Annotated in this window: 12 protein-coding genes; 8 read left to right on the top strand and 4 right to left on the bottom strand. The window is 59.6% G+C overall.

Annotated features, from left to right (window positions below):
• The first annotated feature begins 250 nt into the window (after window positions 1-250).
• The 3 genes from ACR0AG_RS18590 (at window position 251) to ACR0AG_RS18580 (ending at window position 3,967) form a co-directional block, all read left to right on the top strand.
• Window positions 251-1,405 carry a phosphoserine transaminase gene (locus ACR0AG_RS18590; RefSeq protein WP_480841693.1) on the top strand — a complete coding sequence of 385 codons (1,155 nt, stop codon included), beginning with the start codon at window positions 251-253 and terminating at the stop codon, window positions 1,403-1,405.
• A 95-nt stretch (window positions 1,406-1,500) separates the two neighbouring features.
• Entirely contained in the window at window positions 1,501-3,096 is a 1,596-nt protein-coding gene (gene serA, locus ACR0AG_RS18585) for a phosphoglycerate dehydrogenase (RefSeq protein ID WP_480841691.1), read from the top strand.
• A gap of 133 nt (window positions 3,097-3,229) precedes the next feature.
• Complete coding sequence (locus ACR0AG_RS18580) at window positions 3,230-3,967, top strand: metallophosphoesterase family protein (protein ID WP_480841689.1); 738 nt, start codon at window positions 3,230-3,232, stop codon at window positions 3,965-3,967.
• Here the strand turns inward: ACR0AG_RS18580 and ACR0AG_RS18575 are convergent.
• The 3 genes from ACR0AG_RS18575 to ACR0AG_RS18565 all read right to left on the bottom strand — a co-directional run bounded on the left by ACR0AG_RS18575 (window position 3,954) and on the right by ACR0AG_RS18565 (window position 7,657).
• Window positions 3,954-5,471, bottom strand: coding sequence for a malonate--CoA ligase (locus ACR0AG_RS18575; RefSeq protein ID WP_480841697.1), 1,518 nt, complete (start codon window positions 5,469-5,471; stop codon window positions 3,954-3,956). The genes ACR0AG_RS18580 and ACR0AG_RS18575 overlap by 14 nt on opposite strands.
• A gap of 97 nt (window positions 5,472-5,568) precedes the next feature.
• The gene (locus ACR0AG_RS18570) at window positions 5,569-6,273 is read right to left on the bottom strand and encodes a UTRA domain-containing protein (RefSeq protein WP_480841687.1); all 705 of its coding nucleotides are present in this window, start codon (window positions 6,271-6,273) and stop codon (window positions 5,569-5,571) included.
• A gap of 25 nt (window positions 6,274-6,298) precedes the next feature.
• On the bottom strand, window positions 6,299-7,657 hold the full coding sequence (locus tag ACR0AG_RS18565) for a formimidoylglutamate deiminase (RefSeq protein WP_480841695.1): 1,359 nt from the start codon (window positions 7,655-7,657) through the stop codon (window positions 6,299-6,301).
• A gap of 81 nt (window positions 7,658-7,738) precedes the next feature.
• On the opposite strand from ACR0AG_RS18565, the gene hutI reads away from it, so the two are divergent.
• The 5 genes from hutI to serB all read left to right on the top strand — a co-directional run bounded on the left by hutI (window position 7,739) and on the right by serB (window position 13,894).
• Complete coding sequence (gene hutI / locus ACR0AG_RS18560) at window positions 7,739-8,944, top strand: imidazolonepropionase (protein ID WP_480841685.1); 1,206 nt, start codon at window positions 7,739-7,741, stop codon at window positions 8,942-8,944.
• Window positions 8,941-10,473 (top strand): histidine ammonia-lyase, encoded by a 1,533-nt coding sequence (gene hutH, locus ACR0AG_RS18555; RefSeq protein ID WP_480841683.1) that lies wholly within the window; start codon window positions 8,941-8,943, stop codon window positions 10,471-10,473. The genes hutI and hutH overlap by 4 nt, the downstream gene beginning before the upstream one ends.
• Window positions 10,473-11,270, top strand: a complete 798-nt coding sequence (gene hutG, locus ACR0AG_RS18550; protein ID WP_480841680.1) for an N-formylglutamate deformylase — start codon at window positions 10,473-10,475, stop codon at window positions 11,268-11,270. The genes hutH and hutG overlap by 1 nt, the downstream gene beginning before the upstream one ends.
• A complete protein-coding gene (hutU, locus tag ACR0AG_RS18545) occupies window positions 11,267-12,949 on the top strand; it encodes a urocanate hydratase (protein ID WP_480841678.1) in 1,683 nt (560 codons plus the stop codon). The genes hutG and hutU overlap by 4 nt, the downstream gene beginning before the upstream one ends.
• 69 nt (window positions 12,950-13,018) lie before the next feature.
• Window positions 13,019-13,894, top strand: coding sequence for a phosphoserine phosphatase SerB (serB, locus tag ACR0AG_RS18540; protein WP_480841676.1), 876 nt, complete (start codon window positions 13,019-13,021; stop codon window positions 13,892-13,894).
• A gap of 2 nt (window positions 13,895-13,896) precedes the next feature.
• Here serB and ACR0AG_RS18535 read toward each other — a convergent pair whose 3' ends face one another.
• A complete protein-coding gene (locus ACR0AG_RS18535) occupies window positions 13,897-16,233 on the bottom strand; it encodes a caspase family protein (protein ID WP_480841674.1) in 2,337 nt (778 codons plus the stop codon).
• Between the last annotated feature and the right edge of the window lie 16 nt (window positions 16,234-16,249).

Raw genomic sequence — 16,249 nt, 5'->3', positions numbered from 1 at the left:
CTCATCTGCACATGCCCACCCATGTCAGAATACCAAGACGCCGCCGAATAAAACAAAACACAAAAACCCCGCCTAAAAAGACGGGGTTTTTCGCTTATCGGAAACCTCCGTTCCGATTTGTGGCCCTGTCCGATGTCGTTTTCTGGCGGCTAAGGGTCTTTTTTGCTTGCTGCCTGAGTAAACGCCCCATACCCCTGTCCGTGGGACACCCCTCCCCAACGAGGGGCGTGTATCTGGAAGGGTAATACAGATGAGCATCACTACTCCGGTCACGCGGCCGGCAAATCCGCGTTTTTCCTCGGGCCCCTGTGCCAAACCTCCCACATTTAATCTGTCCAAACTGGCTGACGCCGCATTAGGACGTTCGCATCGGGCTGCTGTTGGCAAGGACAAGCTGAAAGCGGCCATTGAGGGTACGCGCGAAGTATTGGGTATTCCGGCAGACTACAGGATCGGCATCGTACCTGCCTCGGATACCGGCGCGGTTGAAATGGCGATGTGGAACCTGCTGGGCGACCGCAAGGTCGAGATGCTGGCCTGGGAGAGCTTTGGCGCGGGTTGGGTCACGGATGTGGTTAAGCAGCTGAAGATCGACGCGGATGTGAAGACGGCGGAGTACGGACAGATCGTCGATCTGGCCTCGGTCGAATTCGCCAATGATGTGGTCTTTACGTGGAACGGCACAACCTCGGGCGTGCGGGTTCCCGATGGCGATTGGATCGCCGATGCCCGCCAGGGCCTTACGATCTGCGATGCGACCTCGGCGGCTTTTGCGATGGATCTGCCCTGGGACAAGCTGGATGTGACAACATTTAGCTGGCAGAAAGTGCTGGGTGGCGAAGCGGCCCACGGGATGCTGATCCTGAGCCCTCGCGCCGTTGAACGGCTGGAAAGCTATACACCTGTTTGGCCGCTGCCCAAGATTTTCCGCCTGACAAAGGGTGGCAAGCTGATCGACGGTATCTTTACCGGGGCCACGATCAACACGCCGTCGATGCTGGCGGTCGAGGATTACCTCTTCGCTTTGGACTGGGCGCGCTCGGTCGGGGGTTTGCAAAGCCTAGTTGCCCGCGCTGACGCAAATGCCGGTGCGATACACGCATTCTGCAAACAGAACGACTGGATCGCCAATCTGGCCGAGGATGCGGCAACCCGGTCGAACACCTCGGTTTGTCTGAAATTCACGGATGCGCGCATTCAGGATGGTGCGACATTTGCCAAGGCCGTTGCGAAACGGCTGGAGGCCGAAAACATCGCGCTGGACATCGGCGCTTATCGCGACGCGCCTGCGGGCCTGCGCATCTGGTGCGGCGGCACGGTTGAGACCTCGGATATCGAAGCGATGCTGCCCTGGCTGGCCTGGGCCTTTGAGGCCGAGATTGCGGCACAGTCTGAGGCTGCCTGAGATTCCTGAGCCGGGCTGAAGCCCGGCCTACTCCAATCGAAATGTAGGGCGGGCTTCAGCCCGCCACCCCAATACACATTCAAAGGACCAGAGAAATGGCCCCCAAAGTACTCGTATCTGACAAGCTTTCCGAAACCGCCGTGCAGATCTTCCGGGATCGCGGCATCGACGTGGATTTCATGCCTGATCTGGGCAAGGACAAGGACAAACTGGCCGAAGTGATCGGTCAGTATGACGGTCTTGCCATCCGTTCCGCCACCAAGGTGACGCCAACCATTCTGGACAAGGCCGACAAGCTGAAAGTCATCGGTCGCGCCGGGATTGGCACAGACAATATCGATAAAGATGCGGCCTCCAAGAAGGGTGTGATCGTGATGAACACGCCTTTTGGCAACATGATCACCACCGCTGAACATGCCATTGCGATGATGTTCGCCGTGGCGCGGCAAATCCCCGAGGCCAGCACCTCGACCCATGCGGGCAAATGGGAAAAGTCCAAGTTCATGGGGATTGAGCTGACCAACAAGACCCTTGGCGTGATCGGTGCGGGCAACATCGGCGGCATCGTGTGCGAGCGCGCCCTGGGTCTGAAAATGAAGGTGGTCGCCTATGATCCTTATCTGGGTGAAGAGAAAGCCGCCCAGATGGGTGTCGACAAGGTCGAACTGGATGAGTTGCTGGCGCGGGCCGATTTCATCACCCTGCACGTACCGCTGACTGACCAGACCCGCAACATCCTGAGCCGCGAGAATCTGGCTAAGACCAAGAAAGGCGTGCGGATCATCAACTGCGCCCGCGGCGGACTGGTGGACGAAGAGGCCTTGGCCGAGGCGCTGCAATCGGGCCACGTTGCCGGGGCGGCCTTTGATGTGTTCAGTGAAGAACCGGCCAAAGAGAATGCCCTGTTCAACCTGCCCAACGTGGTCTGCACGCCCCACCTTGGTGCGGCGACCACCGAGGCGCAGGAGAACGTGGCGCTACAGGTGGCCGAGCAGATCTCGAATTACCTGCTGACGGGTGCGGTTGAAAACGCGCTGAACATGCCCAGCGTGACGGCCGAAGAGGCCAAGGTCATGGGTCCCTGGATCAAGCTAGCGGGTCACTTGGGCAGTTTCATCGGCCAGATGACGGATGAGCCGATCAAGGCAATCAACATCCTCTATGACGGTGTTGCCGCAAATATGAACCTTGCCGCGTTGAACTGTTCGGTCGTTGCCGGGATCATGAAAAAGTTCAACCCCGAGGTGAATATGGTCTCGGCCCCGGTGGTGGCCAAAGAACGTGGCATCCAGATCTCGACCACCAATCAGGATAAATCGGGAGCGTTCGAAGGTTATGTGAAGGTCACTGTCGTAACCAATAAACGCGAACGCTCGATTGGGGGGACTGTGTTCAGCGACGGCAAGCCGCGGTTCATTCAGATCAAAGGCATCAATATCGATGCCGAAGTGGGCGCGCATATGCTGTATACCACCAATGAAGATGTTCCCGGCATCATAGGTACGCTGGGTCAGACCATGGGATCGAACAACGTGAACATCGCCAACTTTACCCTGGGCCGGGCCGAAGCTGGGGGTGAGGCGATCGCCCTGCTTTACGTAGACGCCCCGGTTCCGGCCAAAGCCCGTGCGATGCTGGCGGAAACCGGACTGTTCACCCAGATCAAACCCTTGCAGTTTGACGTGGCCTAAGCGCCGGAGGTGTTGAGATTGTGAAACAAGTCGATGCCCGCGCATGGGATTGCGCGGGCATTCCCTTTCCCCCGGCGTCGCTTTGCGTCACAAAGCGCATCAGACACGCCACCCGGACAGCCGAGGATGCCCAATGACAACACCGATCTACGCCGTTGGTGACCTGCACGGTCAGACCACCGAGCTCGAACGTGCCATGTCGTTGATTGCTCAGGATGGCGGGCCGGACGCACAGATCGTGTTTCTGGGTGACTATGTGGATCGCGGACCGGACAGCCGCGGGGTGATCGATCGCTTGATCGCTGGCCGCGATGCGGGGCGCAATTGGGTCACCCTATTGGGCAATCACGACCGGATGTTTGCGTGGTTCATGGAGGACACCCCCCGGCACGACCCCCATCTTTTGCTGGGCTATCATTGGCTGCATGAGCGTCTGGGCGGGATCGAGACGTTGCGCAGCTATGGCGTTGAGTTCGAAAATCAGATCCGGCTTGAGGATCTGCACGCGATGGCCAGCGCCGCCGTGCCAAAGTCACATCTGACATTTATGCGCGATCTGGTGTCGATATACCAAACACCCGAGGTCGCTTTTGTCCACGCCGGTGTTCGCCCGGGCGTGCCGTTGAACGAGCAGAACCAGAACGATCTGGTCTGGATACGCAACACGTTCCATGCCCATTCAGGGCCATACGAAAAGCTGATTGTTCACGGTCACACACCGGTGGATCATGCCACGCATTACGGCAATCGGATCAATCTGGATACGGGTGCCGGTTATGGAAAAGCCGCCGCAGTGGCCGTGTTTGAGGGCCGCGATTGCTGGCTTCTAACCGAGAAAGGACGGCAGCGGTTAGAGCCTAATCCGCGCTGAACAGGTCCTTAAAGCGGTCGCGCAGCACGTTCTTTTGCACCTTGCCCATAGTGTTGCGGGGTAACTCATCGAGCAGGATCAGTTGTCTGGGATGCTTGAACCGGGCAAGGTCTTTTTTAACCGACGCAAGAACCGTCGCCAGATCGGGTGATTGCCCAGGGGCGGGGACCAGCAGGCCAACTGGCGTTTCTCCGAAGTCAGGGTGCGGCACTCCGATGACCGCGCTTTCCAGGATGCCGGGTTGATCATCCAGCAAAAGCTCAAGCTCTTTGGGATAGATGTTAAACCCACCCGAGATGATCAGGTCCTTGCCGCGCCCGACGATGTGGACATAGCCGTCTTCATCGATCCGCCCCAGATCGCCGGTAATAAAGAACCCGTCTTCACGCAGTTCAGCGGCGGTTTTATCTGGCATTTCCCAATAGCCGTGAAAGACATTGGGACCGCGCACTTCGATGATGCCAATCTCGCCCTGCGGCAGAAGCGCGCCGGTTTCAGGGTCTGTCACCTTCAACTCGACACCTGGCAAGGGGAACCCGACGGTTCCGGCGCGCCGCTCGCCGTCATAGGGGTTCGACGTGTTCATATTGGTTTCGGTCATGCCATAGCGTTCCAGAATGCGATGTCCGCACCGATCCTGAAACTGAATGTGGGTCTCGGCCAGCAAAGGGGCAGAGCCGGAGATAAACAAACGCATGTCGCGGGTCAGGTCACTGGTAAACCGCGCATCACCCAGTAGCCGGGTGTAGAAGGTGGGAACGCCCATCATCGTTGTGGCCCGCGGCATCAGGCGCAGCATGTCGTCCAGATCGAACTTGGGCAGAAAGATCATTGACCCGCCCGAGGCCAGCACCACATTCGACGCCACAAACAGCCCGTGGGTGTGAAAGATCGGCAGCGCGTGTAGCAGCACGTCGTTTTCTGTAAACCGCCATTCCTCCACCAGTGTCTCTGCGTTTGACAGCAGGTTGCCCTGTGTCAGCATCGCGCCTTTTGACCGCCCAGTGGTGCCGGACGTGTACAGGATCGCGGCCAGATCCTCTTCGTCGCGGGCCACAGGTTCGAACGCTGGCAACATGCCAAGCGCCCGGCGCATCAAACTGCCCGATCCATCGGCGGCCAGCGTTTCGATCCTGGCGTTTTGCGCCTGTGCAACAGGCTCTAATTCAGCCTTTTTCGCCGGATCGCATACCACCAGCGCCGAACCGCTGTTTTCAATGAAATACTCCAACTCGGCGGTTGTGTAGGCGGTGTTCAGCGGCAGGAAAATCAAACCGGTCTGCGCACAGGCCGCATATAGCGCAAGCGCTTGTGGAGATTTCTCGACCTGAACCGCGACACGCTCACCCGGTTCCAAATTCAACCCAACCAAAGCGTTGGCAAGACGCGCGGCCATATCCAGAAAATCCGCGTGGGCGAGTGTGTGACCGTCGGGCAGGTGTAAAAACGGTGTGTTTTTGCCTGCGTGAATGCCAAACAAGCGATCGTAAAGCGGATTGCCCATCCCGTAACCCTCTGCTGTTCCACGGTGCGCGGTGTCGACCTGACCCTGTATCGGAAAGCTGTCAGGGTAAAGACCCTGTCTTGCGCGCAAGGCTGGGTCAATATTGCGTGGTCATCCGATATCCGGCGGCAAAGTGCATTTTGGCCAACGTCACGGGCCGCCCTTGCAGCCAGGTGATGCGTTCGGCAGTAAAGACGGGCTCGCCCTCGGGCAGATCGAGAAACCCGGATATGGTGCCATCCGCGCGCGTCGCCATAAAGGTCAGTTCGACATTGGTGAAAGGCACCGTTTGCAACAGCCATTCGTTGGGGCTGATGCCAGTGAAATCGGCCTGCACGACCTGCGGCACGCTGTCCACGATGATCCAGCGATCCTCGTACTGGAAGGGTGCCGTGCCTGAATAGTGCATGCAGCGGACATGCATCGCGGATTGTTCGTCCGTCAGATCCAACCTTGTGCGCAGCCATTCGGGGGCCGGTCCGGTTTGCGCTTCGACAAGGGCATAGCGATATGCGCCGCCGCGCGCCTCAACCTCATCCCGCACCAAAGGAATGGTAAAGCGGGCCTGGCGCTGCGGCGCGCTGAGAACACGGGTGCCCGCCTTGCGCCGTCGTTCAAGATAGCCCTCATCCGCCAGCTCGCGCATCGCCCGATTGACGGTCGTGCGGGTACAGGAAAACTCGACCGCAAGATCCTGTTCATTGGGCAACAAGGCATCGGGCTGCCACTCGCCGGATCGGATGCGCTCCAGGACGGTGCGCTTGATGTCTTTGTAGCTTGTGGTGTCGTTGCTTTGGTTCATTTAGGCTCTGATACAGGGGATTTGACTAGATCGCGCGCAGCAGGTCGGCGACGGCGGACCGGTAGGCGGGGATGATTTGGTCGCGTGCAATGTGTCGCCCGCCGCGCACCATGTGCCGTCCCGCAGACCACAGATCTGTGACCAACCCATCTGGTGCGGCAAAACACAAGCCGTCCAGTATCTGATCGTCGCGCAAAGCACACAAGGTCGGATGTGATCTGTCAATGGCCACCAGATCTGCAAGCTTTCCGACGGCGATCTCTCCGGCATCCCGCCCCAACGCCTGCGCGCCCCCTTGGGCTGCTCCGGTATAGAGGGCATGTCCAACAGACCCCTCATGGGGCACGAGAACGGTACGGGCTTTGTCCCGCAGGCGTTGCGAATACTCTAGGGTTCGCAGCTCTTCCGGTAGAGAAATCCGAATATTAGAGTCTGATCCCACCCCGAAACGCCCACCGTTTTCCACATATACAACGCCGTTGAAGATACCGTCACCCAGATTGGCCTCGGTAATCGGGCACAGCCCGGCCACGGCCCCGGATCGGGCCAGCGCAGATGTTTCCTGATCGGTCATATGGGTGGCGTGGATCAGGCACCAGCGTTGGTTTACCTCGGCATTGTCCAACAACCACGCCACCGGGCGCGCGCCCAGGGCAGCTTCAACCTCGGCAACTTCCGCAAGCTGTTCGGATATATGTATATGCACAGGCCCGGTAGGTGCCGTTTCCAAAACCTGCCGCAGGTCCTGCGGCGACGTAGCCCGCAGAGAATGCGGCGCGATCCCGATGGCTGCATCCGCAAGCGGCAGGGCGGTTCTGCACTGCTCGACCAGCTCGGCAAAGCGTTCGACCGTGTTGCCGAACCGCAATTGGCCCCCTTCGAGGGCCTGCTGTTGCACCCCGGCATAGGTGTAGAGCACCGGAAGATGGGTCAGACCGATTCCTGTCAGTTCAGCCGCGGCAAAGATGCGCTGGCTCAGCTCATGCAGCGCCGCATAAGGTGCGCCGCCGGGTTGGTGATGGACATAATGGAACTCTCCTACAGCGGCATAGCCGGCCTCTTGCATCTCCATGAAAACCAGTGCGGCGATGGCTTGAATCTGCTCAGGCGTCAGTTGATCCAGAAACCGGTACATCAACGTGCGCCAGGTCCAAAAGCTTTCGCGTCCGGCAGCACGGGTTTCGGTCATGCCCGCCATCGCGCGCTGAAAGGCATGGCTGTGCAGGTTGCTTAGCGCGGGCAGCAAGACGTCGACACGTGCATCATCGGGGCGATGCGCGACGCCAATTTCCAGTTCTGAAATGACCAGCCCATCCAGTTCCAGGCGCACATCCTGAACCCAACAATCAGAGCCTATCAGGGCGGTTTTTGCGTGAATTGCCATCGGGTATCCATAATGTGTAGACATTAATTAGTTACCCGTATACTTAAATTCATATCAAAAAGGGAGCCCAAAAGAATCGCCATGTCGAAAAAATCTGTGTTTTGCAGTTCCCGGATCGCAACTTTGTCCGATCCCGGCGATTACGGGATGATTGAAAACGGCGCTATCGCGGTTTCAGAAAGCAACATCATGTGGACTGGATCCCGCGACGCGCTTCCGACTGAGTATGCGGACTGGCCGGTTCAGGATTTTGGCAATCGGCTGATCACCCCGGCCCTGATCGACGCGCATACTCATCTGGTCTTTGGCGGCAACCGCGCGGTTGAGTTCGAGATGCGCCTGAACGGTGCGACCTATGAAGAAATCGCCCGCGCAGGTGGCGGCATTCTGTCGACGGTGAATGGCACACGCGGCGCCACTGAAGAGGCGCTGCTGACCGACGCTTTGACCCGCGCGGATGCACTGATCGCCGAGGGCGTGTCCTGTATCGAGGTGAAGTCAGGCTATGGCCTGGATTCCGAGACTGAACTTCGGATGCTGCGCGTTGCCCGTCGCATCGCGAAGGAGCGTCCGGTGCGGGTTAAGACCTCGTTTCTGGGCGCACACGCCACGCCGCCAGAATTTTCCGGTCGCGCCGATGACTATATCGATCAGGTCTGCATCCCGACGCTGCGCGCGGCCCACGCTGAGGGTCTGGTGGATGCTGTTGACGGGTTTTGCGAGGGGATCGCGTTTAACCCCGCACAAATTGCGCGCGTCTTTGATGTGGCCAGGGAACTTGGGCTTCCGGTCAAGCTGCATGCCGAACAATTATCCAATCTGGGCGGCGCGGCGCTCGCGGCCTCTTACGGGGCGATGTCAGCGGACCATGTGGAATACCTCGACGATGCGGGGATTCAGGCCATGGCAGGCGCCGGTTCCGTTGCTGTCTTGCTGCCCGGCGCGTTCTATACGCTGCGAGAGACCCAAGCCCCACCGGTCGCCGGGTTCCGGCAGCATGGCGTGCCGATGGCGCTGGCGACGGATTGCAACCCGGGTTCGTCCCCTCTGGCGTCGCTGTTGCTGACGATGAACATGGGGTGCACGCTGTTCCGAATGACCCCGCTTGAGGCGCTGTCCGGTGTCACGCGCAATGCCGCGCAGGCGCTTGGTCTGAAAGATTCAGGCTCTATTCAAAGTGGAATGCGCGCAGATCTTGCGGTTTGGGATGTGACACACCCTGCCGAGTTGTCCTACCGGATCGGGTTCAACCCCCTTCACAAACGTATTTTCGGAGGTCAGGCATGACAGTTTCTTTGATCCCCGGTCACGTGTCGCTGGACCAGTTGGCGGCGCTTTACTGGGATGAGACCGCGTTGACCCTGGACGAGAGCTGCCGCCCAAAGGTCGAAGAGGCTGCCGCCCGGATCGCACAGGCGGCAGAGGGATCAGATCCGGTCTATGGCGTCAATACAGGGTTCGGCAAGCTCGCCAGCCACAAGATCGCACCCGAGGACACATCGACCCTGCAGCGCAACCTGATCCTCAGCCATTGCTGCGGGGTGGGCCCTGCGGTTCCGCGCAGGCTGGCGCGGCTGATGATGTCGCTCAAGCTGTTGTCCTTTGGCCGCGGGGCCTCGGGCGTGCGGTGGCAATTGATTGAGCTGTTGCAACAGATGTTGGACAAAGGCGTCACCCCGGTCATACCCGCACAAGGGTCGGTCGGGGCGTCCGGTGACCTGGCTCCTCTGGCGCATATGACGGCGGTGGTCATCGGTGAAGGTGAGGCTGAGGTAGCCGGAACCGTCATGTCGGGTCAGGAAGCGCTGAATTCCGTTGGATTAGAACCTATTCAACTGGGTCCCAAAGAAGGTCTTGCCTTTATCAACGGCACGCAGTTTTCCACGGCCTTTGCCTTGGCTGGGCTTTTTGAAGGCTGGCGTTCGGCCCAAAATGCACTGGTGATCGCAGCGGTTTCCACGGATGCTATCATGGGGTCCACCGCGCCTCTGCAACCGGAAATCCATGCCCTCAGGGGGCATCGCGGGCAGATCGACGCGGCGGCCGCCATGCGCGCGGCGCTGGAAGGGTCGGAAATTCGGGAGAGTCATCGTGAAGGGGACACCCGAGTGCAGGATCCCTATTGCATTCGCTGTCAGCCGCAGGTTACCGGCGCTGCGATGGACGTGATCCGGCAGGCCGCTGCGACGCTGGTGACCGAAGCCAACGCCGCCACCGACAACCCACTTGTCCTGACCGAGCCTGACGCCATCGTTTCAGGTGGGAACTTCCATGCCGAACCCGTAGGCTTTGCCGCCGACATGATCGCGCTTGCCGTCTCGGAGATTGGGGCGATTTCGCAACGTCGGATCGCCTTGATGGTGGACCCTGCGCTCAGCTTTGATCTGCCGCCGTTCCTGACGCCGAATCCGGGCCTGAATTCGGGATTGATGATTGCCGAGGTTACTACTGCTGCGTTGATGAGCGAGAACAAGCATCTGGCCAATCCCTGCGTCACCGACAGCACGCCGACATCGGCCAACCAGGAAGACCACGTCTCCATGGCCGCCCACGGCGCCCGCCGTCTGTCACGGATGGTTGAGAATCTGAACCATATTCTGGGGATCGAACTGCTCTGCGGCGCCCAGGGTGTGGAGTTTCGGGCGCCGTTGACAACAAGCCAGACCTTGCAGCGGGTCATCGCGCGATTGCGCCAGGACGTGCCGTCGCTGGATGATGACCGCTTTCTCGCGCCCGAGCTTGAGACCGCCAAACAGCTGGTAGCCGAAGGTGCCATCCTAAATGCGGCGAACCTCTCAATGCCAGAGGTCCTGTGATGGAGGTCTTTAGCGTTCAACGCGGCGATGGTCCGATTGTGCTGGGTCAGCCCCATGGTGGAACCTTTGTGCCGGATAACATCGCGACCCGTCTGAACGACAACGGGCTGGGTCTGGCGGATACGGACTGGCACATTAACAGGCTCTATGATGGGCTAATCGATGATGCGACGGTCGTTCAATCGCATGTCCATCGCTATGTGATTGACTGCAATCGCGACCCAATGGGCGCATCGCTTTATCCGGGGCAGAACACGACAACTCTGGTGCCGCTGACCGACTTTGACGGGCAAGCGATCTGGGTCAATGGGCAAGAGCCCTCAGACGACGAAATTGAAACCCGCCGTCAGGCTTTTCATGCGCCATACCACGCCGCGCTTGAACAGGAATTGCAGCGGGTGAAGGCGCGGTACGGATATGCCATCCTGTTTGACTGCCACTCGATCCGCAGCCACATCTCGTTTCTGTTCGAAGGGACTCTGCCCGCAATGAATATCGGGACCGATGGCGGTGCGACCTGCGCGACGGAAATCGAGTCTATTGCGCATGAATTTGCGGATTCTTCGCCCTATTCCACTGTGTTGAACGGACGCTTTCGCGGCGGTTGGACAACCCGGCATTATGGTCGCCCCGCGGATGGGGTGCACGCCATACAGATGGAATTGGCGCAATCCACATATCTGAGCGCCGAGACCCCGACTTGGCAATATGACACCCACAAAGCGGACCGTCTGCGTCCCTGGCTGCGCGACATCCTGACCGCCATTCAAGACACTGCAATGGAGCTTGCCCCATGACCGATCCTCGCAAGAACACCCGTGACGTTTTTCCACCCACTGGTCCCGAACTGAACGCCAAAAGCTGGGTAACCGAGGCGCCCTTGCGGATGTTGATGAACAACCTGCACCCGGATGTGGCCGAAAACCCGCATGAACTGGTGGTTTACGGAGGTATCGGGCGCGCAGCACGGACGTGGAAGGATTTCGACACGATCGTGGCCGGGCTGAAGGATTTGGAAGAGGATGAAACTCTGATCGTCCAATCCGGTAAGCCCGTCGCGATCATTCGCACCCATAAGGACGCGCCACGGGTGCTGATCGCCAACTCGAACCTCGTGCCGCATTGGGCGACCTGGGATCACTTCAATGAGCTCGATAAAAAGGGCCTGATGATGTACGGCCAGATGACCGCCGGGTCGTGGATTTATATCGGCACGCAGGGCATCGTTCAGGGCACCTATGAAACCTTCGCCGAGGCCGGGCGTCAGCATTATGGCGGCGACCTGACGGGCAAGTGGATCCTGACCGGCGGTCTGGGCGGCATGGGCGGCGCGCAACCTCTGGCGGCGGTCTTTGCCGGGGCTTGCTGTCTTGCGGTCGAGTGCAACCCCGACAGCATAGATTTCCGACTGCGTACAAAGTACCTGGACGAAAAGGCCGAGACGCTGGACGAAGCGCTGGAAATGATCGACCGCTGGACCAAGGCGGGCGAAGCGAAATCCGTAGGTCTGCTGGGCAATGCGGCCGAGGTGTTCCCCGAGATTTACCGCCGGATGGCCGAAGGCGGCATGCGCCCCGACATCGTCACCGACCAGACCAGCGCCCATGACCCGATCAACGGCTATCTGCCACTTGGCTGGTCCATGGCGCAGTGGCGCGACAAGCGGGAAACAGATCCTAAAGCGGTGGAAAAAGCAGCGCGCGTTTCGATGAAGCAGCACGTATCCGCGATGGTCGATTTCTGGAACGCAGGCGTTCCGACGCTGGATTACGGCAACAACATCCGGCAGGTCGCGCAGGACGAAGGACTGGAAAACGCATTTGCCTTTCCCGGTTTCGTACCCGCCTATATCCGCCCGCTGTTCTGCAAAGGCATCGGCCCGTTCCGCTGGTGCGCCCTGTCGGGCGACCCTGAGGATATCTACAAGACCGATGCCAAGATGAAAGAGCTGTTCCCAGAGAACGAGCACCTGCATCGCTGGCTGGACATGGCGCAGGAACGCATCGCGTTTCAGGGCCTGCCCGCACGCATCTGCTGGATCGGGCTGGGCGATCGGCACCGCGCCGGCCTGGCCTTTAACGAGATGGTCGGCAATGGTGAGCTGAAAGCGCCGGTTGTCATTGGGCGCGATCACCTGGATTCGGGCTCGGTCGCCTCGCCCAACCGCGAGACCGAAGCGATGCTGGATGGCTCGGATGCCGTATCGGACTGGCCCCTACTGAATGCGCTGATCAATACGGCCAGCGGCGCAACCTGGGTATCGCTGCATCACGGCGGTGGCGTTGGCATGGGCTTCAGCCAACATGCAGGTGTGGTGATCTGTGCCGATGGCACCGAAGACGCCGCGCGGCGGTTGGAGCGTGTTTTGTGGAATGACCCGGCCTCGGGCGTGTGGCGTCATGCGGATGCAGGGTATGACATCGCCAAGGATTGTGCGCGGGCGCATGGGCTGCGGCTGCCGGGCATTCTAGGGTAAGTCAAACTGACCTCTGGCGAAAATGCTGCACCTGCGATATGCGCAGGGCAGCCTGCCGGAGGATCCACAATGTATGTTGCCACCCTGCTGACCAATCCCGACGCGCCCACGTTGGACACGGCGCTGGTTGACTCGTTGCGCAATGCGTGGGGCGGGGGTGAGGGCATATGGCTCAGTCCCGATGAGGCTGCCGAATTTGCGCTGCCGCAGATACCGGACAACCAATGGGAGGTTTGGGCCGATCTGCAAAAGCTGGGTGTCGACCTGATCGTGCAACCGGCCGAGGAGCGGCGCAAAAAGATGCTGCTGGCCGATATGGACAGCACCATGATCCAACAGGAATGCATTGACGAGCTGGCCGATGAGGCCGGGGTGGGCGCACACGTCAAGGACATCACCGCCCGCGCAATGAATGGGGAGCTGGATTTCGAAGGCGCCCTGATCGAACGTGTCGGCCTGTTGAAAGGGTTGGACGAAAGTGTCATCGCCAAGGTTCTGGCCGAACGGATCACTCTGATGCCGGGTGGGCGAGTGCTTCTGGCCACCATGCGGGCGCACGGGGCCTATGCGGCTTTGGTCTCTGGCGGGTTCACGGCGTTTACGGCGCATGTTGCCGCGCAACTGGGTTTCGATGAGAACCGAGCCAACACGCTGCTGGTCGAGGTTGGTCACCTGACCGGTGATGTCGGGCGCCCGATCCTGGGCCGTCAGGCCAAGATCGAGGCATTGGAGCAGATCACGGCAAAACTAAACCTGTCAGAATCCGATGTGATCGCCGTGGGGGACGGGGCCAATGATCTGGGTATGCTGGGCCGCGCCGGATCAGGCGTTGCGCTGCACGCCAAGCCCTCGGTCGCGGCGCAATGTGACATCCGCGTCAATCATGGCGATCTGACGGCGCTGCTGTATCTGCAAGGCTATGCGCGTTCGGATTTTGTAGACTGACGCTAGAACAAATCGAACCGGACCGGGTTTTGCGCCCAATAGATCCGCGCGGCCAAAAGCAAGCGTGCCTTTGGATCGTTGGCCGCCGCATATGGCACCGGAACCCCATACTGGGCGGCTGCATTTTCCAGCGCGGCCAGTGTGGATGGCCCGACCTGACCGTCGACCGAGATGTTCTCGCCCAGTTCGTTGAGCGACATCTGCAGCGCCCGGTTGAGATCAGCCTGCGATATCTGGTCCAATTGTGCGCGCGCCTGACTGGCCGGCTCCTCGTTCGACAACAGTGCAGCCTTTGCAGCACGCACTGCCGCATCGGCGGGACCACGATCCGGCACTTGCCCGTCCAGGATGATATAGGCACCATTCGCGCCGCCCCAGGCATCACCGCGTTCCAGCGATGTGTCGTACCAGCCCAAAGCCTCGGACCGGGTTCTGCCCTCTAGCTGATCGCGCAGGATCATGCGGGCGATGCTTGCTGGCGCTGTCGGATGCCCGCCATCGGCTGCTGCCAGAAAATATGCCTCGGCCTTGTTGAAATCGACAGGATTGCCGCCCAGCCCGTTAAGCGACACATAGGCGAGGTTGTCATACCCATATATATCCTTGCGCAGCTCAGAGGCGCGCAGATAGCGCATCCCTCGTTCGGGAATATAGTGGTTCGAATTTTCGCGCAGGAAATACAGGCCAAGCTCATTCATGGAAAAGGTGTGGCCCAGCTCGACCGAGCGTTCGAGCAATTCAAACCCGCGCCGATTGTCTTCGGCTGAATCGCTTTCTCGCAACAGCATCTTGCCCAGGCGATGCATAGCGTAAGGATCCTGGGCCGCGGTGCCTTCTTCAAGCAAAGCCCGCGCTTGATCCGGGTCGTATGGGATCTTGGTCACCGCCCGATCAATACGGCCCGAGTCCAGTAACGTAGCCAGCGCATATTTCGCCCGGATATGCCCACCCTCTGCTGCGGCACGAATGCTTTGATACGCATCAGGCAAAAGCCCCGAGGCCTGCTGCACGCGGCCCAGCTGATACAAAAAGCGCGGATTGCCGGGGTTGTCGGCAACAGCCTGCGTGCAGGCGGCCAGACCTTTGGGAAGATCCAACTCGTTGGGCAGGCGATAAACGCCGACGCCGTTGATATCCAGCGCATCGCCTGCCTCAAGATCGCAGCTGTTCATCGACAGGCTCAGGGAAACATCCACGGTTTGCGTGCTTTGATCTGCGGTCAGGACTTCGACGGTGAACGTATCCGCAAAGCTCTGCGCGCCTAGATCGACGGCGCGGGTGTCGGCGATTTCAGGCGCGTAGGAAAGGGCATTCCGCTGTACATCGTCGCCTGTGTTGACCACGCCGCGATTGGGGTTGTCGACCAAGCGCACGCTGACAACGTCCTGACCCAAGGCTTGCTCCAGGCTGCTGGACAATGGAACGGATTTGTCGAACTGATGGCTCAGCGACAGTGACTGGGATTGCGCCACTTCAGCCTGTGCCGGGGTCGGTTCGGCCTGCGATTCCATCTTCTGTTGCGCCAGGTAGAACGGGCGAACCAGGGTCGAGCTTTCCCAGGGGATTTGCTTGCCCGAAGTGGAATCGTGTACACGCTCGCGGATGACAGGGAAAAGCTGCTGGATGTTGTCAAACGGCGAAGACCGCGCGGTTTCCAGAACCGCGGCAGTGTAAGGACTGTTCTGACCCACTGCGCCGTCGCTGGCTACAGCGCCGGGTGAGGTGGAATAGGCGATCAGAGAGTTCAGCGGCGTCTTGAAGACATCGAAACCGGCGCGGGTTTCAAACAGGTTGGCGTCCAGATCAGCCGCAAGCCGGATATCCTGAAACGGGTTGTCGCGGCATGAATCCAATATGGCCACATGGGCCGAACTGCGCGCCGACAGGGTGTCGATCACCCGGTCCAGCGTCATTGTCGCAAGCGGCACATCATAGATGCTTTCGAATTGCGCATCGACCGGCAGCAGGTAATTCCGCCGCCCGATCTGAATCCCGTGGCCTGCGTAATAGAACAGAACTTCGGCCGAGTCGGGGATGTTCAGAACCGCAACCCGGATCAGTTCCTCAAATTCGCGTTTTCCAAGGTTGTAGCCGTCATAGACCTGAAAATCGAAATCGCGCAGCATCTGCGCGATGTCCTGGGCGTCTTTCTGCGCGTTGGTCAGATCGCCGACATGGTCATAGTCCTGATTGCCAACGACAATGGCCACACGGGCCGTGCCAGTGCTTTGCAAGGATTGTTCGTTGGATTGTGCCAGTGCATACCCCACCGGAGCAAGGCTGAGCGACAAGCTCAGCATGATCCGGCAGGTGGTCTGTGCCAGAAGTGGCCGTAACATTCTGCGATCCTTTCAG

The sequence above is a fragment of the Ruegeria sp. H6 genome (assembly GCF_056532975.1).
Note: the sequence above shows the minus strand (reverse complement) of the source record. Positions and strands in the feature narration are given on the sequence as shown.

Coding starts and splice junctions, on each gene's coding strand:
- ACR0AG_RS18590 (WP_480841693.1), top strand. CDS start 251: ATGAGCATCACTACTCCGGTCACGCGGCCGGCAAATCCGCGTTTTTCC.
- serA (WP_480841691.1), top strand. CDS start 1,501: ATGGCCCCCAAAGTACTCGTATCTGACAAGCTTTCCGAAACCGCCGTG.
- ACR0AG_RS18580 (WP_480841689.1), top strand. CDS start 3,230: ATGACAACACCGATCTACGCCGTTGGTGACCTGCACGGTCAGACCACC.
- ACR0AG_RS18575 (WP_480841697.1), bottom strand. CDS start 5,471: ATGGGCAATCCGCTTTACGATCGCTTGTTTGGCATTCACGCAGGCAAA.
- ACR0AG_RS18570 (WP_480841687.1), bottom strand. CDS start 6,273: ATGAACCAAAGCAACGACACCACAAGCTACAAAGACATCAAGCGCACC.
- ACR0AG_RS18565 (WP_480841695.1), bottom strand. CDS start 7,657: ATGGCAATTCACGCAAAAACCGCCCTGATAGGCTCTGATTGTTGGGTT.
- hutI (WP_480841685.1), top strand. CDS start 7,739: ATGTCGAAAAAATCTGTGTTTTGCAGTTCCCGGATCGCAACTTTGTCC.
- hutH (WP_480841683.1), top strand. CDS start 8,941: ATGACAGTTTCTTTGATCCCCGGTCACGTGTCGCTGGACCAGTTGGCG.
- hutG (WP_480841680.1), top strand. CDS start 10,473: ATGGAGGTCTTTAGCGTTCAACGCGGCGATGGTCCGATTGTGCTGGGT.
- hutU (WP_480841678.1), top strand. CDS start 11,267: ATGACCGATCCTCGCAAGAACACCCGTGACGTTTTTCCACCCACTGGT.
- serB (WP_480841676.1), top strand. CDS start 13,019: ATGTATGTTGCCACCCTGCTGACCAATCCCGACGCGCCCACGTTGGAC.
- ACR0AG_RS18535 (WP_480841674.1), bottom strand. CDS start 16,233: ATGTTACGGCCACTTCTGGCACAGACCACCTGCCGGATCATGCTGAGC.